This is a genomic window from Hymenobacter sp. UYAg731, assembly GCF_054061335.1.
The window spans coordinates 171,659-194,298 of record NZ_JBSSEC010000002.1; the positions used below are offsets into that span (position 1 = coordinate 171,659).

Below are 22,640 nucleotides of genomic sequence, written 5' to 3' on the forward strand. Positions count from 1 at the left end.
GGGTGGCGGGGCTGCAAGCGTTAAATAGGGAATTCGGCCCGGAAAAAGTAGCCGGTTTGCCCCAATCCGTTGAGCGTATATTCAGCGGTGAACACCCGGTCGTAGTACGTGACGAGGTGGAGGCCGAGGCCAACGGCGCTTAAAAACTGATTGGGCAGGCGGTTCTGGGGCACTGAATGAGGGGCGATGACGTAGCCGGCATCGGCAAAGATATTGAGGTAGAGGGCGAGCGGGATGGTGTTGACCTTGGGATTGTCGATGGATTGCAGCCGGATGGGTCGGGGCCGCAGTAGCGGGTACGACAGCCCTTGCTGCACTAGGGCGTAGTGGCGGCCGTCGATAACGTACTGGTCGTAGCCGCGCACCAGGTCGTCGTAGCCGAGGGCGCGGCTGTCGGCATAGGCGAGCTGCCGGGTGAGGCGGGCCTGCCCGCTGAGGCCGACGCTGTAGTAGAATTCACGGCCGAGGGCCAGATAGCGGGTGTAGTTGAGGTGCAGGGTGGTGATGCTGGGGGTGGTGCCGTCGAGGAAAACCCGGTGCGTGAGCGCGGCCTGGGCATACTTGCCGGTGAGCGGGTAGGCGAAGGTGTTGCGTTGGTTGCGGGTGCTGGTGAGGTTCAGGTCGAGGTATTCGCGCTGGGTACGGCCGAGATAGTAGGTGGGATTATAATAATTGACGGAGTCGCTGATTTGCTCGCGGTGGTAGGACACGTTGATGGCCGTGAGGAACTGCACGGTGTGCCGGAAGCGCAGCCCGCCCGTGACGTAGAACCGCTGGATGGGAAACCCGTCATCGGCCCGAAGCGGGGTGAGGCGGTCGGCCACGGTGATGTAATCGAGGGAGTGGCTTTGAAAGTAGGACGCGCCTACGCCGAGTCCCAGCCGCCGGTAGTGGCCCAAGCCTGGGGCTTCGTAAAACAACTCGTATTTGCGGTTGAAGCCTAATTGGAGGTTGGCAATAAGCTGTTCGTTGCGGCCCCGGAAATTGCTGCGCACGAGGTGGACGCCGTAGTCGACGCGCCGCCAGCGGTCGGCGCGGTCGAGCCAGGAGCGCAGGTTGCGGTCGGCTAGCGAGAGGATGGGCACTGGGAAGGTGTACCACCGCTCCTGCACTCCGAACACGATGAGCAGCCGCCCACCAGTGCAGCTGGACTGCACCACCACGGCGTGAAAAAGCTGGAGATTGAATAGCCGGCGACGGTTGGCTTCGAGGCGGGCCGGCAGGTCGGCCAAGGTCAGGGTATCGCCTTCATGGAAGTCGAGCTCGGCCCGCAGGATGCGGTCCTTGGTGACGGCATTGCCCGTGAAAAGGATAATACCAACCGGTGCCCGGGCAATGCCGGGGCAGGGCACTATCCGCACAAGCGTGTCGGCGGGAGCCACCACGGGGCGCAGCGGGTGCGGCAAAGTATCGGCCTGAGCCGGCCCTAAGCTGGCCAACAGCACCCGCAACGTGAGAAGGAATCCGAACAGCACCCGGCTTTACACGCTCAGGTAGCGCAGGAGGGCATCGTAGCGCTCCTGCTCATCGTCGTTGGCTACGGCGGTACCGCTGAACTGGGCCGTGACGACGTAGCCAAACCGCTCCAGCGTGGCCGTGATACGGGCCAGATTATCTGTGTTCAGCTTCAAGGTGAGACGGATGCGGTGGGGGTCGACTTCATCCTGAGCAACCAGGGCACTCATTATTTTGGCGTTATTTTCCTCGACGTAGCGGCTGATTTGGGTGAGCGAATAATCACGCTCGTCCATGGTGAGGACGATGATGCCGCCCTGCCCGCCGGCCGGCTGCTGCCCAAAAGCGGCCAGCGCATCGGCAATGGTCACGACGCCGGCATACTCGTGGCGTTCATCGACGACGGGGACGAGCTGAATTTTATTCTCGATGGCCAGCTCCATCACGCGGTAAAAGTGCTGGTCAGGGCGCACGAACGCGTCGGCGTAGCCCAGGGGCATTTCGGAGAGGGGGGTTTCGGGGTCGTCGAAATCGGCAAGGTCGGCTTCGGTAACGAGGCCGCGGTAGTGGCGGTTATCGAGCACGGGCAGCTGGGCCACATGGAATTCATCGAGCCAGCGCGCTGCCTTGCCCGCCGAATCGGTGCCCTTCAGGGGCGGAATCATTTCGTTGAGGAGGTCTTCGGCAAGCAGGGCGGGCATATGCGTAGCAGTTTAGGAGGGATGAGGGATAGATGCCGGATTGGATGAAAAGAAATAAGAGAAAGGCATAAAATATCACCGGGCGGGTGATGGAATAGTTAGCAACAATCGGGCCGGCAGAAAGGATACCGCCGTTTAGGCAGCTACGGCAGTCGCGGCTTCGGTAGTACGCAGGAACCGGCGCAGGTAGGCATTGAAGCCGGCGGGGCGCTCCATCATGGGGGCGTGGCCGCAATGGTCGAGGAAGCGCAGCTCGGCGCGGGGCAGCAGGCGCTCGAACTCGTGGGCCACGGGCGGCGGGGTAATGGTATCGTTCAGGCCCCAGACTAGTAGCGTGGGTACCGTGATTCGGCCCAGTTCCTTGCTCAGGTTGTGGCGCTGGGCCGAGCGCGCGATAGCGATGATGCGCAGGCACTTGGCATTGGAGTTGGTTACGTTGAACACCTCATCGACCAATTCCTGAGTAGCTACTTTGGGGTCGTAGAAGGTATAGCCCACCCGTTCCTGCACGTAGGCGTAGTTGCCGCGCTTGGGAAAAGAGCCGCCCATGCTATCCTCAAACAAACCGCTGCTGCCGGTGAGCACCAGCCGGCTGACGCGGTCCGCGTTTTTGAGCGTGTAGACCAAGGCAATGTGTCCGCCGAGGGAATTGCCGAGCACCGTGAACGTGGCCGGTAACCCAAGCGCCTTCACAAAGCCTTCGACGTAGGTAACCAGACCCGGTACGCCGGCTTGCGTGAGGGGCATGTCGTAGATGGGCAGCAGCGGGATAATAACGCGGTAGTCGGGCGCGAACTCCTGCACCACGTCCTGCCAGTTGCTGAGGGCACCGAACAGGCCATGCAGCAGCAGCAGTACCGGCCCCTGGCCCTCATCCACAAATTCGTACCCGTGCTGGTGTTCGCGGCGCAGTTCCATCTCGTTTTTCGTCAATTACCGGCGGTTTTGGCAATGATACAACAGCGGAGCCAATTGCCCAAAATTGCCAGTCCGTGCGGGGTGAGCAGGGCTTCGGGATGAAACTGGACGCCGTAGAGTGGCAACGTGCGGTGGCGCAAGGCCATAAGCTCGGGGATGGGGCCGGTGGTGTGGGCCAGCGGCTGAAGCACGGCCGGTAGGGGCTCGCTGATAATGAGCGAGTGGTAGCGCGTGACGGGCTGCACGGCCGGCAGGCCGGCAAAGAGCGGCTCACTGGTATCGCAGCGCATGTCGGTGACTTTGCCGTGCATGGGGCGGGTGGCCCGAACCACTGCGCCCCCAAAAAACTCGCCCAGCGCCTGGTGTCCCAGGCACACGCCCAACATGGGTATTTGCTGATGAAACGCCCGAATGACGGCCGGCATCACGCCAGCTTCGGCCGGGGTGCCGGGGCCGGGCGACAGCACGAGGCCATCGAACGCGGGCACACTTAGTTCCGCCAGCGGCACGTCGTTGCGGCGCACCGCCACTTCGGCCCCCAGCTGGCGCAGGTAGTCGGCCAGGGTGAAGGTGAAGGAGTCGAAGTTATCGAGGAGCAGCAGGCGCATGGTCAGCCTTTAACAAACGCTGCCCGCATCCGTCCCAACAAATCCTGTGCGACTGGCAGCACGTAGCCCGTGATTTGCAGGGCCAGCGGGGTGGCCTGTTGCACGATGGGCAGCACCTCGGAGCCCGCCACCAGGTGCGGCGAGAGCAGGTGCAGGCCGGCCAGGCCGGTGCCGTGCAACAGCAGGCTGAGGCCGAATATCCACTTGAGGACGCCGGCCGCGCCGCCCAGCAGGTTGTCCAGCACGCCCAGCGGGGTGAGGTGGACGGCGGTTTTGAGCAGGCCGCCCAGCAGGTGTACGCCCCACATAATGGCCACGAACACCAGCACGAACGAGAGCAGCGGGAGCATCCCAAAGGCATCGCCCACGTACTGCCGCACCAGCGGCACGGCGGCCGAGAGCAGGCTCAGCCCGCCCACCACGGCCAGCACGAAGGCCAGCAGCGACACCACCTCCAGCACCAGCCCGCGCCGGTAGCCCTTCACGGCCCCGATGCCGAGGGGGAGGAGCAGGAGGATGTCGAGGGCCGTCATGGGATGATTAAGAGGAAATGTAAACCGTCATGCGGAGCGCAGCGAAGCATCTTGCCCGTCACTAGTAATTTTACTATTGCGGTAAAGATGCTTCGCTGCGCTCTGCATGACGTTCTTAATATTTCCTTACAGGTTCGTGTTGTTCAGCAAATGCCCTAGGACGTCGGAGATGCGCTTGCCGTCGGCCTGGCCGGAGAGCTCGCGGGCGGCCACGCCCATCACCTTGCCCAGGTCGGAAGGGCCGGTAGCACCCACGCGCTGGATGATGTGGACCAGCTTCTCGACCAAATCGGCCTCGGTGAGCTGAGCGGGCAGGTATTCTTCGATGATGGCCAGCTCGGCGAGCTCGGTTTCTTCGAGGTCGGAGCGGAACTGCTCTTTGTAGATGGCGGCGGCGTCGCGGCGCTGCTTGGCGGCTTTGTTGAGGAGCTTGAGCTCGGCTTCGGGCGTGAGGCCGGCTTCGCTGGCCCCCTCAGCGGTTTCGGCCAGCATGATTTGCGATTTGATGCTGCGCAGGGCGGTGAGGCGCACCTTGTCTTTGGCGAGCATGGCTTGCTTGATGGCGGCGTCGATGGTGGTTTTGAGCATGGAGAAAGTAAATAGGCGCGTTGGCGCAGGTAAAAGATTCAGGAGCGAAGGGCTGATAAGGCATTCAGCAGGATTGTGGGCTGGTCGAGATAGAGAACCAGACGGCGGGCCGGGCGGTGGATGCCATACGGTCCGGTTACGGATACCGGGGCGGCAAAGGTCAGCATTACATTGGGAGCCGTCAGCAGAGGGCGCGCCAGATTCAGGGTTTCGGCATCAGCCGCGAAATCGCCCCGCAGCAGCTCGGCGCTGAGCCAGCTGCCGCGCGGCACCGCGACGTGCCAGAAAAACCCGACCCGCACCAGGAGCGCATCGGCGGTGAGCACGGTAGGCTGCAACCGAACCGCGTGGCCGTGGGCAATGAACAACAGCAACACGTACCCGTCCCCTACCAGCAGCCAGCCGGCGGCCACCGGGCTCCACATTCGGACCAGCAGGTGCAGGGCGGCACTCTCAATCAACAGACCAAAGCAGGCGACTACCAGCAACGCCCCAAAGCCCGACTCGCGGTGGCTGGCAAAAATGGCCTCGCCCGGCGAAATGGCCGGTTCGGGCTCCCACCAGCCCAGCAGCGCATAGCGGAGGATGTTGAGCTCGGCTACCAGCAGCACGCCGGCTTTGCCCAGCACCTGCCCGGCGGCCAGCCGCAGGCGGGGTAGTGGCCGGGTTTCGTGCGCCCCGGCGGCCCGGTAGGCGCGCAGCAGTGCCCGGCCCCGCGTAGCCAGGGCCACTAGCGTGAGGCCTTCCAGGCCGATGGGCAAGAGCCTGAGTAGCGGCAGCTGCTGCCATTGAGGCGCAGGCAGCAGCCAGTACACCAACCCCAGGCAGGCACCAACCACGGTACCCAGCACCAGGGGCGACAGCTGGTAGCGGCGCACGAGCAGCACATAGAACACCAGCGGCAGGCCCACCAGCAGGTCGAACAGCACGGCCCACGACAGAGCCGGATGCTGCGGAAAGGCGGGCAGCCGCACCACGGCATGTTCGATGCCCACCACCAGCAAAGCCAGCGCGGCAAATGCCAGCGCCGGCCGGAGCCGAATAGGTAGGGAAAGAGTAGTCGTCATAACAGGACTCCGGATGGACAGCGGCAGCGGGCGTATTTTTGCCCCGAAGCTACGGTAACCGGCCGATGTTGCCGGTTGGCGGTTGTGCTTCTTTCAGCTCCCAAGCCCTCCCCTCCCGTGACCAAACTCAGCGTCAACATCAATAAGCTGGCTACCCTGCGCAATGCCCGGGGCCACAACCGCCCCGATATTTTGCAGGCCGCCCGCGACATCGAGCGCTTCGGGGCCGAGGGCATCACCGTGCATCCGCGCCCCGACGAGCGCCACATCCGCTACCAGGACGTGCGCGATTTGAAGGGCATTGTGACGACCGAGCTGAACGTGGAGGGCAACCCCACCCCCGATTTCCTGGCCCTGTGCCGCGAGGTGCGCCCCGAGCAGGTGACGCTGGTGCCCGACGCGCCCGATGCCATTACCTCCAACGCCGGCTGGGACGTGGTGACGCACCAGCAGTTCCTGCGCGAAGTGGTGGCCGAGCTCAAGTCCTTCGGCGCCCGCGTGAGCATCTTCCTCGACCCCGATGTGAACCTGGTGGAGGCCGCCGCCAGCACCGGAACCGACCGCATCGAGCTCTACACCGAAGCCTACGCCGGGCAGTACCTCGCCGACCGCGAAGCCGCCGTGGCCCCCTACCGCGCCACGGCCGCCCGCGCCGGCCAGCTGGGCCTGGGCGTGAACGCCGGCCACGACCTCGACCTCGACAACCTGGCCTGGCTGCACCAGCAGCTGCCCGAGTTGGCCGAGGTGAGCATCGGTCACGCCCTGGTGTGCGACGCCCTGTACCTGGGCCTCGAAAATACGGTGCAGCTCTACCTGCGGCAGCTGAAGTAACACCCGCCGCCGGCGGCGGGCCATCCCCAGGGAGGTAGGTAGCACCGGACGCCGGCGGCGGGCCTATTCCAAGGGGGTAAGCAGCACCGGACGCCGGCGTCCGGCCTTCTCCAGGGGAGTAAGCGGTACCGGACGCCGGTGGCGGGCCATCCCCAGGGGGGTAAGCAGCACCGCACGCCGGCGTCCGGCTTATCCCAAAGTTAGCCAGTTCTTTTCTCTCTAAATACGTACATCTCCGCCATGCCCCGCCACTCCCTCGCCGAATTCGACACCCTCCCCTACCCGATTCTCGACGTACGAGCCCCGATTGAGTTTGTGCAGGGCCATGTGCCGGGCGCGGTCAACCTGCCGCTGTTCAGCGATGAGGAACGGGCCAGCATCGGCACCACTTACAAGCAGGTGAGCCAGGAGCGGGCCGTCCACCTGGGCCTGGAGTTTTTCGGGCCGAAGATGTCGGGCATGGTGAAGCAGGCCCAGCGGCTGGCCGGCGGCAAGGAAGTGCGCCTGCACTGCTGGCGCGGCGGCATGCGCAGCGGCGCGGTGTTGTGGCTGCTGGAGCTGGCTGGCTTCAAAGTCCATCTGCTCGACCACGGGTATAAGGACTACCGCCGGGCGGTGCTGGCCTCGTTCGCGCAGCCCCGGCAGTGGCGGGTGCTGGGCGGCCTCACGGGCAGCGGCAAGACCAACGTGCTGCACGAGCTGGCCGCCACGCCTGGCCAGCCCGTGCTCGACCTCGAAGGGCTGGCCCACCACAAGGGCTCCGCCTTCGGGGCCATTGGGCAGCCAGCCCAGCCCACGCAGGAGCAGTTCGAGAACAACCTGGCCGCCGCCCTGGCCGCCCTGCCCGCTGATGCGCCCATTTGGGTGGAAGACGAAAGCCGGCAGATTGGCCGGCTCACCATTCCGCCCGCGCTGTTTGCCCAGCTGCAGGCCGCCCCGCGCTTCGTGCTGGAGGTGCCCCGCGCCGCCCGCGTGGCCAAACTGGCCGCCGAGTACGGGGCCGAAGCGCCCGCCGAGCTGGCGGCCGCTATCGAGCGCCTGCAAAAGCGCCTCGGCGGCCTGGCCACTCAGCAGGCGCTGGCCGCTGTTGAGGCCGGCAATTTTCCGCTGATGGTGGAGCTGGTACTCGATTATTATGACAAGACCTACACCTACGGCCTGGCCCCCCGCCCCGGCGAGCCCCCCCGCACCCTGGTGCCCGTGGCCGGCTGCGATGCCGCCGCGAACGCGGCGCAGTTGCGGCAGGCTACCGCAATCCTAACCGCCTCAGCGTCGCTGGAATAAGGTTACCAGTCGATATTTCGGGCGCATTCCGGTGCAATGTTGTAATTTGTCGGCAGAATCAGGCTGGCTTTTTTTGATAAGCCCCTGGCCATCGGATTTCACACCCATTCTATTACCTTTTTACCTTTTCTTATTTCCCACTTTTTCCCTCTTTTCATGTTAGCAAACTTACAGAACCGGCTTAAGCGTGCCGGACGGTTGTTGCCGTTTGCGGTACTGCCATTTGCGGCTTACGCCCAAGCTCCGGCCAATGACAACCCTTCGGGGGCCATTGCACTGACGCTGGGCACGACTTGCACCCCTTTGAGCACCACCAACACGGGGGCCACTACAACCGCAGTTACGGGCTTGGGCTATACCAACCCGGGCTGTGGCATTGCGGCAAATCCAAAGGATGTGTGGTACACATTCACCACAAATGCGACGGGCGCGGGTAGTACGGCGGCAGTTATTCAGGTGGCCGGCACGGTGGCCGGCCAGGTCCGGGCATTTAGCACCACGAATGGCGCTACTGGTCCGTTCACGTCCATCGGCTGCGCGGCCGGTACTACCAACAATACCCAGGCAGCACCGCTGGCCTTGTTTAATCTTACCCCCAGCACTACTTATTACGTCTTCGTATCAGGTTACGGTTCGGCTGATACGCAGGGGGCATTCACCATTTGCGCCACCACGGCCCCTAATAATGATGCGACGGTAACGACCATCCAAACCTTGGGGTCGGTATCGAGCACGTACGGGTCGCCGGTAACGGTGAGGGCCGTAGTCCGGAACGTAGGCGGTAATACCCAGACGGCCCTGCCCGTTACCTTGGCCGTAGCCGGGGCCAACACCTTTACCAACACCCAGACCGTGGCCAGCCTGGCCCCGGGCGCCAGCACTACGGTAACCTTTACGGCTTACCCGGTCACGGCCGCTGGCGTAAATACACTCACGGTATCCGTACCAGCCGACGATAATACCACCAACAACTCGCTGCCTTACAGCCAGACCGTATCGGCGGGCACGATGGGCTACGTTGATACCACGCAGCCTTTCTCGGCCTCCGCAGTGGGCGTCGGGCTGGCCAACGGCGTGTTGGCCGCTCGCTACACCAGCAACAGCGCAGCCGCCATCACGTCTATCACGCCCACTTTCCAGGGTGCTCCCACCGCCGCCACCACGTATCAAGTGCAAGTGTACGGTGCTACCGCCGGCGTTCCCGGCGCGTTGCTCTACACGTCGGCTACCCTTACCCGGCCGGCTACCAGTGGCGCAGTACCGACGGCCATCCCCAGCATCCCAGTGAATGGCGACTTCTTTGTAGCTATCAAAGAACTTGACAACAACGTACTACTGGCCAATCAAGTGGAAAATCCATTGCGAGCCGGCACATTCTTTTTTACAACCACTGGCGGCACCACTTGGACCGACGTCAATACGACCACGCTCAGAACCCGCCTAGCACTCGACGTGACGCTGGGAGCACCGGCTTCGTGTGGCATCGCCACGGCCGTGACCACTACCAGCATCACCACTACTTCGGCTTCGGTTGGCTTCACAGCTCCTTCGGGCGCTACCAGCTACACCGTAACGTACACGCCCACCGGCGGCACGGCTACCACGGTAACTCCTGCTCCTACGGCTTCGCCGGTTGCCCTTTCCGGCCTCACGCCCAACACCACCTACACGGTAAGCATCACGACTAACTGCGCCGCCGGCCAGACTTCGGCCGCCGTTACCACTACGTTCACGACGCTGCCCACCGCGCCGGCCAACGATAACTGCGCCAACGCCATTGCCCTCCCGGTTGGCGCTACCTGCACCAACACACTCGGCACCAATCAGGGCGCTACCGCCAGCACGGCTCCAATTCCGGCTCCTTCCTGCGGCGGTGCCGCTCTTGGTCCCTTGGCCGATGTGTGGTTTACCGTAACGGTACCCACCAGCGGCAACGTAACGGTAACGACGAGTGCCGCCACCGGCAGCCTGCTGGATGACACCGTTCTTGAGATTTACTCGGGTACCTGCGGCACTCTCACTTCGCTGGGCTGCAACGATGACAATCCCGCCGGCGCAGATGGTTTCTCAACGCTGAGCCTGACCGGGCAAACTGCGGGTGCCGTGCTGTACGTGCGTGTTCGCAGCTATAATGCCACGGCTACCGGCCAGTTCAATATCTGCGCTACCAACCCGGTTACGTTGGCCAACGACAATCCCAGTGGAGCCATCACGCTCCCGGTTGCCGCCACCTGCACTCCAACCAACGGCACCAACGTAGGCGCTACCACGACTACGGTAAACGGCTACCTCAATCCCGGCTGCGGCATTGCTGTCAACCCGAAGGACGTATGGTTTAAATTCACCACGGCGGCTACCGGTCTGGGCAGTACTTCCGTTAGCATCACGGTGACCGGTGCCCCCGCCGGGCAAGTACGGGTATTCTCGGCTACTAGCGCTGCTGGTCCTTTCACTTCTGTAGGCTGTGCCGCCAGCACTGCCATTAACACCGTAGCGCCAGCCCTGCGCGTAGATGGCCTTACTCCAAGCACCACCTATTATGTCTTCGTATCGGGCTACGGCTCAAACGATACCCAGGGGGCATTCACCATTTGCGCCACGGGCTTAGCGCCACTGGCTGCGCCTGCTTATGTCACGCTGCCCTACACAGAAGGCTTTGAGGCTACCTGGGTAGATGATGCCTTGGCAATTCGCGATATACCAACCGCTAACTGGCGCAACACCCCCGCTACGGGCAACAACTCGTGGCGTCGTGAAGACGACGGGTTTACCTCGCTAACCGGTTCCTCGGCAAACTGGAGCTACCCCGACAACGAGCAGCCCACTGCTGCTTTCCCCATCCCTCCCTACGTAACTCGTTCCAGCGTAGGCAGTCATTCGGCCCGTTTCCACTCGTTTGGTGCAGATAATACAGCCGTAACCGGTAAGTTGGACCTGTACGCCAACCTGAGCGGCACGAGCAGCAAGCAACTGAGCTTCGACTTCATCAACCCAAGCGGCACTGATAAAGTGGAAGTTTTCGTCAGCACCGACGGTGGCACCACGTTTGGCACCACGCCTATTCTAACGGCTACCACCAACACTACTTTTACCAACAAAACGGTTGCCATCGCCGGCAACTCGGCCACTACGGTTATTCGTTTCCAAGCCACTTCGGACTACGGCAACGATGACATGGGCATCGACAACCTGCGCCTGAGCGTGTTGACGGCCACCACCAACGCGGCCCTGGCCGCTACCGTGAGCCTGTACCCCAACCCGGCGCACCAAAGCTTCCAGCTCAGCGTGCCTACCGGCCTGCGTGCTGCTTCGGCCACGCTGAGCAACGCCCTGGGCCAGGTAGTAGAGTCGCGTCAGCTGAACCTGCCCGCCGCCGGCGGCATCGCCAATTTCAACGTGAGCAGCCTTGCTCCCGGCGTGTACACGCTGACGTTGAAATCGGGGGCTGACCTGGTTGTGAAGCGCGTGGTAGTGGAATAACCACCTCCCGCTTTGCACGAAAAAGGGCTGACCGCATGGTCAGCCCTTTTTTATTGTCCTTGTCCCATTATAGCATTTAGCTGATGGGCACCTTCCGCAAAATGGCCTCAATCAAATCCTGGGTCCGAATGCCGTCGGCCTCAGCCTCGTAGGTGAGCAGAATGCGGTGGTTGAGCACATCGGCCGCCACTTCCTTGATGTCTTCGGGCAGCACGTAGTCGCGGCCTTCGAGGTAGGCCACGGCCTTGGCCCCCCGGTGCAGGGCAATGCTGGCCCGGGGGCTGGCCCCAAACTGCACGGCCTGCGCAAATTCAGGCAGGTCGTAGTCGGCCGGTCGGCGGGTGGCAAACACCAGCTCGATGAGGTATTTTTCCAGCGTATCCGAAATCTGAACCTGATTGATTTGCTGGCGGATGCCGAAAATATCGTCCTTGGTCAGAATGGGCTGCACGTCTTCCACGAAGCTAAGGTTGGCCATGCGGCGCATCACCTCCAGCTCGTCGGCCTTTTTGAGGTAGTCGACATGCACCTTCAGCATGAAGCGGTCTACCTGCGCTTCGGGCAGCGGGTAGGTGCCTTCTTGCTCCACAGGGTTTTGGGTGGCCAGCACCAGAAAAGGAAGGTCGAGTGGGTACGTGGTATCGCCAATGGTGACCTGCTTTTCCTGCATGGCTTCGAGCAGGGCGCTCTGGACCTTGGCCGGTGAGCGGTTGATTTCGTCGGCCAGCACGAGGTTGGCGAAAATCGGCCCCTTCTTCACTTCAAAAACCGACTGGTTCTGGTTATAAATCATGGTCCCCACCAGGTCCGAAGGCAGCAGGTCGGGCGTGAACTGCACCCGCTGAAAGTGCAGGTGCAACACCTTGGCCAGCGTCGAGATGGTGAGGGTTTTGGCCAGGCCCGGCACTCCCTCCAGCAGGATGTGGCCGCCGGTGAACAGCCCAATAAGCAAGCGGCTCAGCAGGGGCTGCTGCCCCACCACCACCTTGCCCATCTCCGCAAACACCTGGCGGATGAGCGGGTGGTAGTCGACGGGTGCCGCCGGCACGGGGGTATCAGAAACAGGGTTCATACGGAGGATAATGGGCAAAACAGTGGCTGCAAGGTAGGCACAAGGCCGGTGCCGGCCGGCAGTAGCGCGTCAGACTTATCCGGGCTTGCCCTGTGCGCCGCAGTACGGCCCGGACCGAGCCAGGCAATGCATTTTTACAACTTATTATCCCGAAAACAAGCCATTTGCAGAGCAATACACGTACTAGGCGGCAAAGGCTGCACATAATTTGGCATGATTTAGAGGTAGAATTAAAAGATTCTTCTACTTTTACAATCTCCCGCTTTAGGGTGTGTTTATTGTATTTGCCTCACTATTTGGCGTTTTTTCTATGAAGTCACTTCTCCTCAAGCGTTTACTGCCGGCCTTAGCGCTGGTAATTACCTCCAGCGCCATTGCCCTGGCGCAGGCCCCCAATGGTGGCCCAGGTGCCGACCCGGACCCGGACCCCACAACAACGCCCATTGATGGCGGCGTGTCGCTGCTGCTGGCCGGCGGTGTGGCCTACGGCGTCAAGCACTTGCGGGCGCGGCGCAAAAAAGCGTAACTAATTTATTGCCTCATTAGCGCCGGAGGCCTACGCTATGCAATGCCCCGTCGCTGGTCAGGGGCACCGCATAGCGTGGACCTGCCAGCTTGTACTTGGTCCTATGCCTGCTTTTCCAGCCGTTCGTGATTCTGGCAACCGGCAGCTGCTGCGCTTTTTGCTGCTAACCGGGGGCATGTACCTGGTCTGGTTTTTTGGCTATGAACAATGGCTGGCCCTCGATGGCCGCCTGGATACGGCCTTGTGTGCCAACATTGCCCGGGCCAGCGCCCGCGTACTGCAAACCGCCGGTTTCGACGCGGCCGTGGCCCCAAACAATGTGTACTTGCTGCTGATGAGTGGCCACCCCTCCGTTATTGTGGGCATTCCCTGCAACGGGCTGGTGCTTTATGCATTGTTCGGAGGGTTTGTGCTGGCTTTTCCCGGCCCTTGGCGGCGCAAGCTGTGGTTCATTCCGGCAGGCATCGGGCTCATTTGGATGCTAAACGTGGTGCGCGTAGCGGCGCTGGCCATCAACCACCATTATGCCCACCAATCCGTCGATTTCAACCACCACTACACCTTTACTTTCGTGGTGTACGGCTGTATTTTTGGCCTGTGGATGCTGTGGGCCAAGCGACTGGCCGGGCGTGGCAACCAACTCCTGGTGCCTTCAACCAGCTTTGCCGGTGCCTGATTTACGCTCTGCCCGGCCCGTAGCCCGCTCCCGGCAAGCCGGGCGCTGGGCCCTCATGGCGCTGCTGCTGCTGGCTCTGCTGCTCATTGGCGTGTACGATGAGCAGGCCCTTTCCTTGCTGACGGTAACGTGGAAGCGGCTGCTGGCCGCCACTGGCCTGCACCGCTTAGCGGCGGCTATGCAGCAAGGCATCAATGGCGGCATTACCAAGCGCCTGCTGCCGGCCGTGGCTACCTACGCGGCCCTTTATATTGGCATCTGCCTACTGCTGTTGCGGCTGGTGCTGGCCCCGGCCCAATGGCGCATGGCCCTGGCCCTGTATGCCGGCACGCTGGTGGTGTACGTGGCCATCATTCTGGTGGGCAAGCTGGCCGGGGATGCGGTGTGGGCTTACCGGCTCAGCCGCCAGATTCTGGATTTCGTGGTGAGTCCGCTGCCGGTGGCGGGGCTATATGTGCTGTTCCGGACGGGCTTTGGCCCCCGGGCCACCCGCACCTGAGGCAAAGCATTTGCGCGCCGCATTACGAATCCGGGCTTGTGCTCAAGCAGGAATAACCAAAAAAGTCGGGTTCTTATCACAAAAACTTCAATGCGAAAGCACTGAGGCTACTTGTGTTTGAATAAAACAAAAAACCGGGGTTAATTTCATCTTTTTGGAACCAAAATTGTGCATTGCATAAATGCCTTAAAATGCGCCTATTACCAATATATAGGCTCGCCTGCCCCATCTTACTGACGGAGGGTGCCCAATACTGTTTCCCTCATTCTCTTTCTATTCAGCATGAAGACAACCTTACTTGTGGCCTTCCTTTTCATGGTTAGGGTAGTCTGCTTGTGGGGCTTGGGCCAGCACACGCCCCACACCTATTGGGGGCCTGACCTACACCGCGCCGGGCAACAACCAGTACCGCGTCAATTTGCGGGTGTACAACAAATATTCGGGCATCCCAAACCCCGCCTACACGCTCGAATGCCACAATGGCGGCTGCAATGCCACGGCCAGTATGAGCGTGGTGCTCACCGGCTACCACCAGCTCCTCGAACTCAAGGTGCTTGATGCGCTGGGCCGCACGGTGAGCCACGCCGCCATCGACAGCCCCACGCAAGGCACCACGCGGGCCTTGGACCTGGCGCGGCTGGGCACGGGTTTGTTGCTATGTGCTGCAAGTACGCATGGCTCCCAGTCGGGAAACCCGCCGCATTGCGCGCGAATAATTGCGGGCGCTGCCCAGTAAGTAGCCGGGCGTTTGCAGTGCCCGGCATTGGCTATGCATGGCACCCTCTGTTATAACCTTGAAATTCATCTATATATTACCCCCGATTTCAATCACCTTTTTCCTTCCACTTTTTTCAATTCTTACCCATGAAGAACCGTTTACCCTTTGTTCTATTCATCCTGCTGCTGGTGGGTGGCCTGCTGGGCGGGCTACCGTCGGCGCGGGCCTCGCACTTGCTGGGCTGCGACATGACCTACACCGCGCTGGGCAACAACCAGTACCGGGTGAAATTCCGCCTCTACCGCGACTGTTCCGGTATTCAGGCATCGCCCTTCACGCTGGAGTGCCGCAACGGCGGCTGCAACGCCAGCGCAACCGTATCGGCCCCGCTCGTGCAGCAGGGCGCTACCATCGTAGCCACGCCTCTGGGGCCGAATACGCCCGGCTCGTGCGCCAGCCCGTCGTCCCTCTATCCGCTCTACGACTTTACCAACTACGAAGCCACCGTGACACTGCCCCCCGGGCAGTGGACGATGAGCACCAGCCAGGGCTCGCGCCCTATCATCGCCAACATTACGGGCTCGCCCGACCTCTACGCCGAGGCTTACCTCGACAACCGCAGCAGCGGCGCCACCACGGTGGCCAACACCTCGTCCCAATTCGACCCGCAGGACATTCCGATTCAGTATTCGTGCGTGAACCAAAGCAACTCCCTGGGTTTTTCCTCCATCGAGCCCGATGGCGACTCGCTGGTGTACGCGCTGGTGGCCCCGCTGGGGGCCTGCGGCATGCCCATTTCGTATGCGCCCTATCTCAACCAGCCGGCTCCCGTGCTAATTAATACGAATCCGGTCTGCCTGTTTAGCCCGGTAGCATCGGGCAGCAATAATTTCTCCCCCACGCTGCCTCTCCCGGTCGCAATGGATACGACCGGCAGCTGCCCCCTATTAACCGGGCGCCCGCGCTTCAAACTCAACCAGACGGCCCGCACCATTACGTTCACGCCCAACGTGTACAGCCCGGCTATGTCGGCCGCCGATGGCCGCAACAAGTACCAGGTAGTAGTGGAAGTGACCGAGTACCGCCGCATCAACGGCGTGCGCCGTGTGGTGGGCCGCGTGCGCCGCGAGGCTGTGATTATCGTCATCGACTGCGGGGCGAACAACGTTCCCAAGCCGGTGGTGGCCGTGGCCCGCACCGTCAACTCCGGCACCAGCACCTACAACACCGTCGATTCCACGCAAATTGACATTGCGTCGTGCAGCTACTCCCGCGTCACGCTCAACTTCACCGACCCCGACAACCTGCGCACGCCCAGTGCCCACCAGCAACTCACCGTCACGCTGCCGGCCGATATCAACACCAATCCGCTGTTGCTGGCTTCGGGCGACATCGGCACGTTCTCGCTCACCGGCAATGGCGGCGAAAGCCCGGTTGGCACGCTGTATCTCCAGCCTTCGCCCAGCATGGTGGGCCGGCTCATTCGCCTCAACTTCCGGGTTGAAGACAATGCCGCGCCAATTAAAGGCGTGCAAACCCGCGTGGTGGTCGTGCGGATTGTGCGCAACAACGCCGCCTCGCTGGTAACCGCCGGGGTAGCCGGCGGTGGTTCGGCCGACCTATGTGCCGGCGGCACGCTACTGCTGCAGGCCAGTGCTATGCGCCCGGACTCGGTGCGCCGCCTCGCCAACGCCACCACCGTTCCACAAACCTATGCTTACCTCTGGACGGTGCGCGGCGACGGCCTGAACCAGGCCCAGGCCACCAGCCCCACCATCAGCGTGGCCCCCACGCGCACCAGCCGCTACAGCCTGGCCGTTTCGCCCCTCACGGGCTTCGGCACCAGCTGCGGCGATACCACGTCGGTGCTGGTGCGGGTGCTGCCGGCCGCCGCCGCGCCGGTGGTCACCCGCAGTGGCCTCGTGCTCACCAGCAGCTACGCCACGGGCAACCAATGGTACCGCGACGGCCTGCCCATTGCCGGGGCCACCGCCCGCACTCTCACAGTTGCCGCCAACGGGTCGTACTCGGTACAGACTTTGGTGTCGGCCAGCAATCTTGGAAGCTGCCTGTCGCCCTTCTCCTCGGCCCAAACGGTACTATCGGCGCAGCGGGCCTTAGCCGGCAGCAGCCTAAGCGTAGTACCCAACCCCACGCCCGATGGCCGCATCAGCGTAATCCTCATTGGCTACAATCAGCCCGTCGAGCTTGCGCTGTTTGATGCCTTGGGCCGCATCATCGCGCGCAAATCGGTAGCCACGCCCAACCCTCAGGGCACTACCCAGCCGCTGGACTTGAGCAATGTGGGTGCCGGAGTGTACGTGCTGCAGGTACGCACCGCCGCCAGCCTCGAAACGCGCCGCGTAGTACACGAGTAGCGTAGCTCAAGACACAAAAAAGCCGGCTCACTTCGCGAAGTGAGCCGGCTTTTTTGTGTCTTACAACTTGTACCGGAGACGGGGCTCGAACCCGTAAGCCCGTGAAGGCAAGGGATTTTAAGTCCCTCGTGTATACCATTCCACCACTCCGGCAGGTTCGGCGAATGCCAAAACTACTCTAAAAAATCTGGACTCTGTTTAAACAAAAAACGCTGCCCGAGGACAGCGTTTTTTTGTTTTGGAGCGGGAGACGAGGTTCGAACTCGCGACCTCGACCTTGGCAAGGTCGCGCTCTACCAACTGAGCTACTCTCGCAGGAGGTTCAGAACAAATTTCGTTGTGCTGAATGGTGCGACAAAGGTAAGGCGATTTTTTGGAGACGCAAGTGCGAGGTGTGGAAATTCTCATTCCAGAGGCCTTTCTGCTTCATTTTCAGGCCGAAAAAATTAACTTTTCCCTAACGTCAGCTTCAATTCGTTCAATTTCATCAGCGCTTCGATGGGCGTGAGCGTGTTCACGTCGAGGTGCTGGAGCAGCTCACGGATACGTTCCAGGGCCGGGTCGCTGGGCTCGAAGATGCTGAGCTGGGCGCGGGGTGCAGTGGCCACGGCCGTGGTGGCGCGGGGCCGTGGCTGGGCGGGCTCGCGGGGCGGCGGCACCGCAATGCCGGCGCGGGTGGCGCCGCCGTTGGGCTCGATGCCGGCCAGCACGTCGTCAAACTCGGTGAGCACGTTGTCTTCGGCCCCGGCGCTGGTGCGCTCCACTTCAAGGTGGTGCATGATTTCGTTGGCGCGGAGCACTACCGAGGTAGGCATGCCCGCCAGCCGGGCTACGTGAATGCCGAAGCTGTGCTCGGAGCCGCCGGGCTGCAGCTTGCGCAGGAAAAGAATGCGGCCGTCGGCCTCCTTCACGGCCACGTTGTAATTGCGCACGCGGGGGCAGTCGTCGGCCAGTTGGTTGAGCTCGTGGTAGTGGGTGGCGAAGAGGGTTTTGGCCCGGGCTTTGGGGTTGTTGTGCAGGTGCTCCACAATGGCCCAGGCAATGCTGATGCCGTCGTAGGTACTGGTGCCGCGTCCAATTTCGTCCATCAAAACCAAGCTTCTATCCGAGAGATTGTTGAGGATGGAGGCGGTTTCGGTCATCTCCACCATAAAGGTGCTTTCGCCCTTGCTCAGGTTATCGGAAGCGCCCACGCGGGTAAAAATCTTGTCGATGATGCCGATGGTGGCGGCTTCAGCGGGCACGAACGAACCGATTTGGGCCAGTAGCACGATGAGGGCCGTCTGGCGCAGCAGCGCGGACTTGCCGGCCATGTTGGGGCCGGTTATCACCACAATCTGCTGGTCGTCCTGGTCGAGGCAGATGTCGTTGGGGATGTAGCTTTCGCCGGGCGGCAGCTGCCGCTCAATGACCGGGTGGCGGCCGGCTTTGATGTCGAGCAGGGTGCCGTCGTTCACCACGGGCTGCACGTAGCGCTGCTGCCGGGCCGTGAGCGCGAAGCTGGCCAGGCAGTCCATCACGCCAATTGCGCGGGCATTCTGCTGAATCTGGGGCACGAAATCGAGCGCGGCCAGCACTAGGTCGTTGTAAATGCGCTGCTCAATCACGAAGAGCTTTTCCTCGGCGTTGAGGATTTTTTCCTCGTAAGTTTTCAGCTCCTCGGTCACATAGCGCTCGGCGTTCACCAGCGTTTGCTTGCGAATCCACTCGGCCGGCACCTTGTCTTTGTGGGCGTTGGTGACCTCGAGATAATAGCCAAACACCTTATTATAAGCCACTTTCAGCGACGAGATGCCAGTATTGCGCTGCTCCCGCATCTGGAGCTGCAACAGGTAGTCTTTGCCCGAGAAAGCCAGCGCCCGCAGCTCGTCCAGCTCGGCATCAATGCCCGAGTTCAGCACGCCGCCCTGGTTGGTGAGAATGGGTGCGTCGGGCTTGATTTTGGCAAAGATTTCCTGGCGCAGGTTGGCGCAGGGGTTGAGCTGCTCGGCCAGCTTCACCAGCGCCTTCACGCCAGAAGCGGCCAGCCGCTCGCGCATCGGCGCGACGGCTTCGAGGGCGCGGGCCAGTTGGATGAGCTCGCGGGGGTTCACGCGGCGCACGGCCACTTTGGAAATCAGCCGCTCCAGGTCATTGATTTGGCGCAGGTGCTGGGTGAGGTCGCCGAGCAATTCCTCATCAGCCACCAGCGCAGCTACCGTATCAAGGCGGCGTTGAATCTGGCTTACTTCTTTGAGGGGCAGCACTATCCACTTGCGCAGCAGGCGGGCACCCATTGGCGTGAGGGTCTGGTCGAGCACGTCGATGAGGGGCACGCCGCCGGGGTGCTGGGCATAGACCAGCTCCAGGTTGCGCACCGTGAAGCGGTCGAGCCAGACGTATTTGTCCTCTTCCAGCCGGCCCAGGCTGGCAATGTGCTGGATGTCGGTGTGCTTAGTTTCGGCGAGGTAGTGTAGGATACAGCCGGCCGCAATCACGCCTTCCCGCAGGTTATCGACGCCGAAGCCTTTGAGCGAGGTCGTTCGGAAGTGGCGCGTGAGGGAATCGTGGGCGTAGTCGGCCCCGAAAACCCAGTCGTCCAGCGCATAGGTGCAATAGTCGGGGCCGAAATGCTGCTCGAACTCGCTCCGGTTTTTCTTGCAGAACAACACCTCGGCGGGGCTGAAATTCTGCATCAGCTTGCCCAGGTAATCGAGCGTGCCCTGCGCGGCCAGGAACTCGCCGGTGCTGATATCGAGGAAGGAAATGCCGGCTTCGGTTTTACCGAAGTGAATGGCAGCCAGGTAGTTGTTCGAGCGGCGTTCCAGCACATTGTCGTGCATGCTCACGCCGGGCGTCACCAGCTCGGTGATGCCGCGCTTCACCAGGCCTTTGGCTTCCTTGGGGTTTTCGAGCTGGTCGCAGATGGCCACGCGCTGGCCGGCGCGCACCAGCTTGGGCAGGTAATTGTCGAGGGAGTGGTGCGGGAAGCCGGCCAGGGCCACCTCGCTGCTGCTGCCGGCCCCGCGCTTGGTGAGCGTGATGTCGAGAATGCGGCTGGCCGTGACGGCATCCTCGCCGAAGGTTTCGTAAAAATCGCCGACCCGGAACAGCAGCACCGCACCCGGATGCTGCTGCTTGAGTTGGTAATACTGCTTCATCAGCGGCGTTTCGGTCACGGCCGGGATGGGCACGGTGAAGTGGTCGGGGCCGACGGATTTAATGACGAATTCTTTTTTGGGTGCAGGCAAGGCAAGTAGCGCGAACTTTGTAGTTCGCGTTTGTGGCGAGTGAATAAATAACGGAAGCCCGAAAACCGAACCGTCGTGAGCCGCGTCGGCTGAACTTTAACCAACGACGCGAACTACAAAGTTCGCGCTACTGACTATGCGAAAACTCACAATGGCCGAGTTGAACCGGGCCTCGGTTGATGAATTCAAAAGTACGCCCAAAAGCCCCGTGGTTTTGGTGCTCGACAACGTGCGGAGCATGCACAACGTGGGGGCCATCTTCCGCACGGCTGATGCCTTCGCGCTCTCCAATATCTGGCTCTGCGGCATCACGCCGCGCCCGCCGCACCGCGAAATCACCAAAACCGCACTGGGCAGCGAGGAGTCCATGGCTTGGGAATACGCGGCCGAAACCGTGACCGCCGTGGCCGCGCTCAAAGCCGCCGGCTACCAGGTGGCGGCCGTGGAGCAGACCACCGGCAGCGTCACGCTGCCCCAGTTTCGGCCTGAAATCGGGCGGCCGCTGGCGCTGGTGCTGGGCAATGAGGTGTTCGGGGTGGAAGATGCGGTGCTGGCACTATGCGATTTGGCGGTGGAAATCCCGCAGTTCGGCACCAAGCACTCGCTGAACGTGGGCGTGGCGGCCGGCGTGGTGCTCTGGGACGCGCTGGTGAAGCTGGGCGTGGTATAGCGGCAACCATTGGCGGGCGCGGCGGTTTTCCTGCTTTCGCCCGCCATGTCCGCTACTGAATTTTCCCGGCCCGATGCGGCCTTATTGGCACTGCGCCCCGTCATCACCACCGAAGCGACCGAAGCCGACGGCGCTGTTGGCGCTTTCCTGCACGCCACGTTGCGCCCGGTGCTAAAGCTACAAAACCACCTGTTGCTGGCCCTTGTGGCCGATTTCGTGCGCGACCATCACATCATCCTGCGCCCCACCGACCAGCACCACCAGCTCACCGAGCTAGTAGGCCGCAACACCAAGCTACGCTATACCGTGGTGGGGCTGATAACCGGCGTTTTCACGGCTAGCGAGCACGCCTTCTACCGCCAGCACCGCCCGGAATTGAACCGCCGCCTGCTGGAAATGGCCCAGCGCCGCGTACTCGACCAGGCCGGGGCGGTGGTGACGCTGGCTTCGCCAGTATAGACTCAGCGGAGCGGCATGACGGTAGCAGCAAGCGCTTCTGGGTAAACCAAAGCCCTGGCGGGGCGGCACTCGTTTGCCGAGTGTCGCCCCGCCAGGGCTTAAAAAAAGGTTTCCGGCAGTGCTGCCGACATGCCGCCCCGCTTGGGCTACCCGCTAGTCGTACTGCGAGTCGCGCAGCTGCACGGGCTTGGTTTTTTTGCGCAGGCGCAGGTTCAGCAGCTCCACAATCAGCGAGAAGGCCATGGCGAAGTAGAGGTAACCTTTTTCCACTTCCTTGTGGGCGGCTTCCATCACCAGCATGAAGCCAATCATGATGAGAAACGACAAAGCCAGCATCTTGATAGTGGGGTTGTTGTTCACAAAATTGGCCACCACCCCGCTGAAGCTCAGCATGATGCCCATGGCGCAGATTACGGCCGCAATCATCACCAGCACGTTGTCCACGAGGCCCACGGCGGTAAGGATGGAGTCGAAGCTGAACACGATGTCAATCACCACGATTTGCGCGATGATGCTCATCATCGAAGCACCTTTGCCGCCCATGGCTTCCTCTTCTTCCTCGCCCTGCAGTTTGGTATGAATCTCGGTGGTGCTCTTGTACATCAGAAACAGGCCGCCGGCCAGCAGAATGAGGTCGCGCCCCGTCACGCCAAACGGCTTGTCTTCCAGCCACGGAAAATTGGGCAGGTTGAACAGCGGATTGCGCAGGCTCACAATCCAGGAAATGCTCAGCAGCAGGCCGATGCGGAACACCAGCGCCAGCAGCAGCCCAATGGTGCGGCCCCGCGCCTGCTGCTCCTTCGCCAGCCGGTTTACGACGATGGAAATGAAGATGATGTTGTCAATCCCCAGCACGATTTCCATGAACGTGAGGGTCAGCAGACTTATCCAGGTGGCGAGGTGAGCAAAGGCTCCGAAATCGTACAAGGCAGGGAATTTGAATGGGT

The 22,640-nt window shown here is 61.9% G+C and carries 20 protein-coding genes and 2 tRNA genes; 10 read left to right on the forward strand and 12 right to left on the reverse strand.

All coding sequences use genetic code 11. The annotated features are described in order from the left end of the window. Positions 1-20 precede the first annotated feature (20 nt). The 7 genes from ACVWYF_RS05275 to ACVWYF_RS05305 all read right to left on the reverse strand — a co-directional run bounded on the left by ACVWYF_RS05275 (position 21) and on the right by ACVWYF_RS05305 (position 5,870). Positions 21-1,475, reverse strand: a complete 1,455-nt coding sequence (locus ACVWYF_RS05275; protein WP_457065367.1) for a BamA/TamA family outer membrane protein — start codon at positions 1,473-1,475, stop codon at positions 21-23. Between the two features lie 6 nt (positions 1,476-1,481). Beyond that, positions 1,482-2,156, reverse strand: coding sequence for a CBS domain-containing protein (locus ACVWYF_RS05280; protein WP_457065369.1), 675 nt, complete (start codon positions 2,154-2,156; stop codon positions 1,482-1,484). A gap of 135 nt (positions 2,157-2,291) precedes the next feature. After that, positions 2,292-3,074 (reverse strand): alpha/beta fold hydrolase, encoded by a 783-nt coding sequence (locus ACVWYF_RS05285; RefSeq protein WP_457066503.1) that lies wholly within the window; start codon positions 3,072-3,074, stop codon positions 2,292-2,294. Between the two features lie 11 nt (positions 3,075-3,085). Next, entirely contained in the window at positions 3,086-3,682 is a 597-nt protein-coding gene (locus ACVWYF_RS05290) for an anthranilate synthase component II (protein WP_457065371.1), read from the reverse strand. Positions 3,683-3,684: 2 nt separating this feature from the next. After that, positions 3,685-4,215 (reverse strand): CvpA family protein, encoded by a 531-nt coding sequence (locus ACVWYF_RS05295; protein WP_457065373.1) that lies wholly within the window; start codon positions 4,213-4,215, stop codon positions 3,685-3,687. 126 nt (positions 4,216-4,341) lie between these two features. Next, a complete protein-coding gene (locus ACVWYF_RS05300; protein WP_342297065.1) occupies positions 4,342-4,803 on the reverse strand; it encodes a GatB/YqeY domain-containing protein in 462 nt (153 codons plus the stop codon). Positions 4,804-4,841: 38 nt separating this feature from the next. Then, entirely contained in the window at positions 4,842-5,870 is a 1,029-nt protein-coding gene (locus ACVWYF_RS05305) for a hypothetical protein (RefSeq protein ID WP_457065375.1), read from the reverse strand. Positions 5,871-5,987: 117 nt separating this feature from the next. Here ACVWYF_RS05305 and ACVWYF_RS05310 point away from each other — a divergent pair, with 117 nt between their 5' ends. The 3 genes from ACVWYF_RS05310 (at position 5,988) to ACVWYF_RS05320 (ending at position 11,465) form a co-directional block, all read left to right on the forward strand. Next, complete coding sequence (locus ACVWYF_RS05310; protein ID WP_457065377.1) at positions 5,988-6,701, forward strand: pyridoxine 5'-phosphate synthase; 714 nt, start codon at positions 5,988-5,990, stop codon at positions 6,699-6,701. Positions 6,702-6,941: 240 nt separating this feature from the next. After that, on the forward strand, positions 6,942-7,985 hold the full coding sequence (gene mnmH / locus ACVWYF_RS05315; RefSeq protein ID WP_457065379.1) for a tRNA 2-selenouridine(34) synthase MnmH: 1,044 nt from the start codon (positions 6,942-6,944) through the stop codon (positions 7,983-7,985). Between the two features lie 156 nt (positions 7,986-8,141). Then, the gene (locus ACVWYF_RS05320; protein ID WP_457065381.1) at positions 8,142-11,465 is read left to right on the forward strand and encodes a T9SS type A sorting domain-containing protein; all 3,324 of its coding nucleotides are present in this window, start codon (positions 8,142-8,144) and stop codon (positions 11,463-11,465) included. Positions 11,466-11,541: 76 nt separating this feature from the next. On the opposite strand, the gene ACVWYF_RS05325 is transcribed toward ACVWYF_RS05320, so the two are convergent. After that, positions 11,542-12,537, reverse strand: a complete 996-nt coding sequence (locus ACVWYF_RS05325) for an AAA family ATPase (RefSeq protein ID WP_457065383.1) — start codon at positions 12,535-12,537, stop codon at positions 11,542-11,544. A 310-nt stretch (positions 12,538-12,847) separates the two neighbouring features. On the opposite strand from ACVWYF_RS05325, the gene ACVWYF_RS05330 reads away from it, so the two are divergent. The 5 genes from ACVWYF_RS05330 to ACVWYF_RS05350 all read left to right on the forward strand — a co-directional run bounded on the left by ACVWYF_RS05330 (position 12,848) and on the right by ACVWYF_RS05350 (position 17,334). Continuing rightward, complete coding sequence (locus ACVWYF_RS05330; protein ID WP_457065385.1) at positions 12,848-13,063, forward strand: PID-CTERM protein-sorting domain-containing protein; 216 nt, start codon at positions 12,848-12,850, stop codon at positions 13,061-13,063. Positions 13,064-13,166: 103 nt separating this feature from the next. After that, positions 13,167-13,739 carry an exosortase X gene (gene xrtX / locus ACVWYF_RS05335; protein WP_457065387.1) on the forward strand — a complete coding sequence of 191 codons (573 nt, stop codon included), beginning with the start codon at positions 13,167-13,169 and terminating at the stop codon, positions 13,737-13,739. Then, complete coding sequence (locus tag ACVWYF_RS05340; RefSeq protein WP_457065389.1) at positions 13,732-14,238, forward strand: XrtX-associated membrane protein; 507 nt, start codon at positions 13,732-13,734, stop codon at positions 14,236-14,238. Before xrtX ends, ACVWYF_RS05340 begins: the two co-directional genes overlap by 8 nt. A 424-nt stretch (positions 14,239-14,662) precedes the next feature. Then, positions 14,663-14,974, forward strand: coding sequence for a hypothetical protein (locus tag ACVWYF_RS05345; protein ID WP_457065392.1), 312 nt, complete (start codon positions 14,663-14,665; stop codon positions 14,972-14,974). Between the two features lie 128 nt (positions 14,975-15,102). Beyond that, a complete protein-coding gene (locus tag ACVWYF_RS05350; protein WP_457065394.1) occupies positions 15,103-17,334 on the forward strand; it encodes a T9SS type A sorting domain-containing protein in 2,232 nt (743 codons plus the stop codon). Between the two features lie 70 nt (positions 17,335-17,404). Here ACVWYF_RS05350 and ACVWYF_RS05355 read toward each other — a convergent pair. From ACVWYF_RS05355 to mutS, 3 genes are all read right to left on the reverse strand, one after another. Continuing rightward, a tRNA-Leu gene (locus ACVWYF_RS05355) sits at positions 17,405-17,487 on the reverse strand. A gap of 86 nt (positions 17,488-17,573) precedes the next feature. Continuing rightward, a tRNA-Gly gene (locus ACVWYF_RS05360) sits at positions 17,574-17,649 on the reverse strand. 131 nt (positions 17,650-17,780) lie between these two features. After that, entirely contained in the window at positions 17,781-20,474 is a 2,694-nt protein-coding gene (gene mutS / locus ACVWYF_RS05365; RefSeq protein ID WP_457066505.1) for a DNA mismatch repair protein MutS, read from the reverse strand. Between the two features lie 226 nt (positions 20,475-20,700). Between mutS and ACVWYF_RS05370 the strand changes: the two genes are divergently transcribed. Both ACVWYF_RS05370 and ACVWYF_RS05375 read left to right on the forward strand, forming a co-directional pair. Continuing rightward, positions 20,701-21,234, forward strand: coding sequence for an RNA methyltransferase (locus ACVWYF_RS05370; protein ID WP_457065396.1), 534 nt, complete (start codon positions 20,701-20,703; stop codon positions 21,232-21,234). 45 nt (positions 21,235-21,279) lie between these two features. Then, the gene (locus tag ACVWYF_RS05375) at positions 21,280-21,693 is read left to right on the forward strand and encodes a hypothetical protein (protein WP_457065398.1); all 414 of its coding nucleotides are present in this window, start codon (positions 21,280-21,282) and stop codon (positions 21,691-21,693) included. A 153-nt stretch (positions 21,694-21,846) separates the two neighbouring features. Here the strand turns inward: ACVWYF_RS05375 and ACVWYF_RS05380 are convergent, their stop codons facing one another. After that, entirely contained in the window at positions 21,847-22,620 is a 774-nt protein-coding gene (locus ACVWYF_RS05380; RefSeq protein WP_457065400.1) for a TerC family protein, read from the reverse strand. Between the last annotated feature and the right edge of the window lie 20 nt (positions 22,621-22,640).

Excerpts from the sequence above, each read along its gene's own strand:
- ACVWYF_RS05280 (WP_457065369.1), bottom strand. The coding sequence starts at position 2,156 with ATGCCCGCCCTGCTTGCCGAAGACCTCCTCAACGAAATGATTCCGCCC.
- ACVWYF_RS05285 (WP_457066503.1), bottom strand. The coding sequence starts at position 3,074 with ATGGAACTGCGCCGCGAACACCAGCACGGGTACGAATTTGTGGATGAG.
- ACVWYF_RS05290 (WP_457065371.1), bottom strand. The coding sequence starts at position 3,682 with ATGCGCCTGCTGCTCCTCGATAACTTCGACTCCTTCACCTTCACCCTG.
- ACVWYF_RS05295 (WP_457065373.1), bottom strand. The coding sequence starts at position 4,215 with ATGACGGCCCTCGACATCCTCCTGCTCCTCCCCCTCGGCATCGGGGCC.
- ACVWYF_RS05300 (WP_342297065.1), bottom strand. The coding sequence starts at position 4,803 with ATGCTCAAAACCACCATCGACGCCGCCATCAAGCAAGCCATGCTCGCC.
- ACVWYF_RS05305 (WP_457065375.1), bottom strand. The coding sequence starts at position 5,870 with ATGACGACTACTCTTTCCCTACCTATTCGGCTCCGGCCGGCGCTGGCA.
- mnmH (WP_457065379.1), top strand. The coding sequence starts at position 6,942 with ATGCCCCGCCACTCCCTCGCCGAATTCGACACCCTCCCCTACCCGATT.
- ACVWYF_RS05320 (WP_457065381.1), top strand. The coding sequence starts at position 8,142 with ATGTTAGCAAACTTACAGAACCGGCTTAAGCGTGCCGGACGGTTGTTG.
- ACVWYF_RS05325 (WP_457065383.1), bottom strand. The coding sequence starts at position 12,537 with ATGAACCCTGTTTCTGATACCCCCGTGCCGGCGGCACCCGTCGACTAC.
- ACVWYF_RS05330 (WP_457065385.1), top strand. The coding sequence starts at position 12,848 with ATGAAGTCACTTCTCCTCAAGCGTTTACTGCCGGCCTTAGCGCTGGTA.
- xrtX (WP_457065387.1), top strand. The coding sequence starts at position 13,167 with ATGCCTGCTTTTCCAGCCGTTCGTGATTCTGGCAACCGGCAGCTGCTG.
- ACVWYF_RS05350 (WP_457065394.1), top strand. The coding sequence starts at position 15,103 with ATGAAGAACCGTTTACCCTTTGTTCTATTCATCCTGCTGCTGGTGGGT.
- mutS (WP_457066505.1), bottom strand. The coding sequence starts at position 20,474 with ATGAAGCAGTATTACCAACTCAAGCAGCAGCATCCGGGTGCGGTGCTG.
- ACVWYF_RS05370 (WP_457065396.1), top strand. The coding sequence starts at position 20,701 with ATGCGAAAACTCACAATGGCCGAGTTGAACCGGGCCTCGGTTGATGAA.
- ACVWYF_RS05375 (WP_457065398.1), top strand. The coding sequence starts at position 21,280 with ATGTCCGCTACTGAATTTTCCCGGCCCGATGCGGCCTTATTGGCACTG.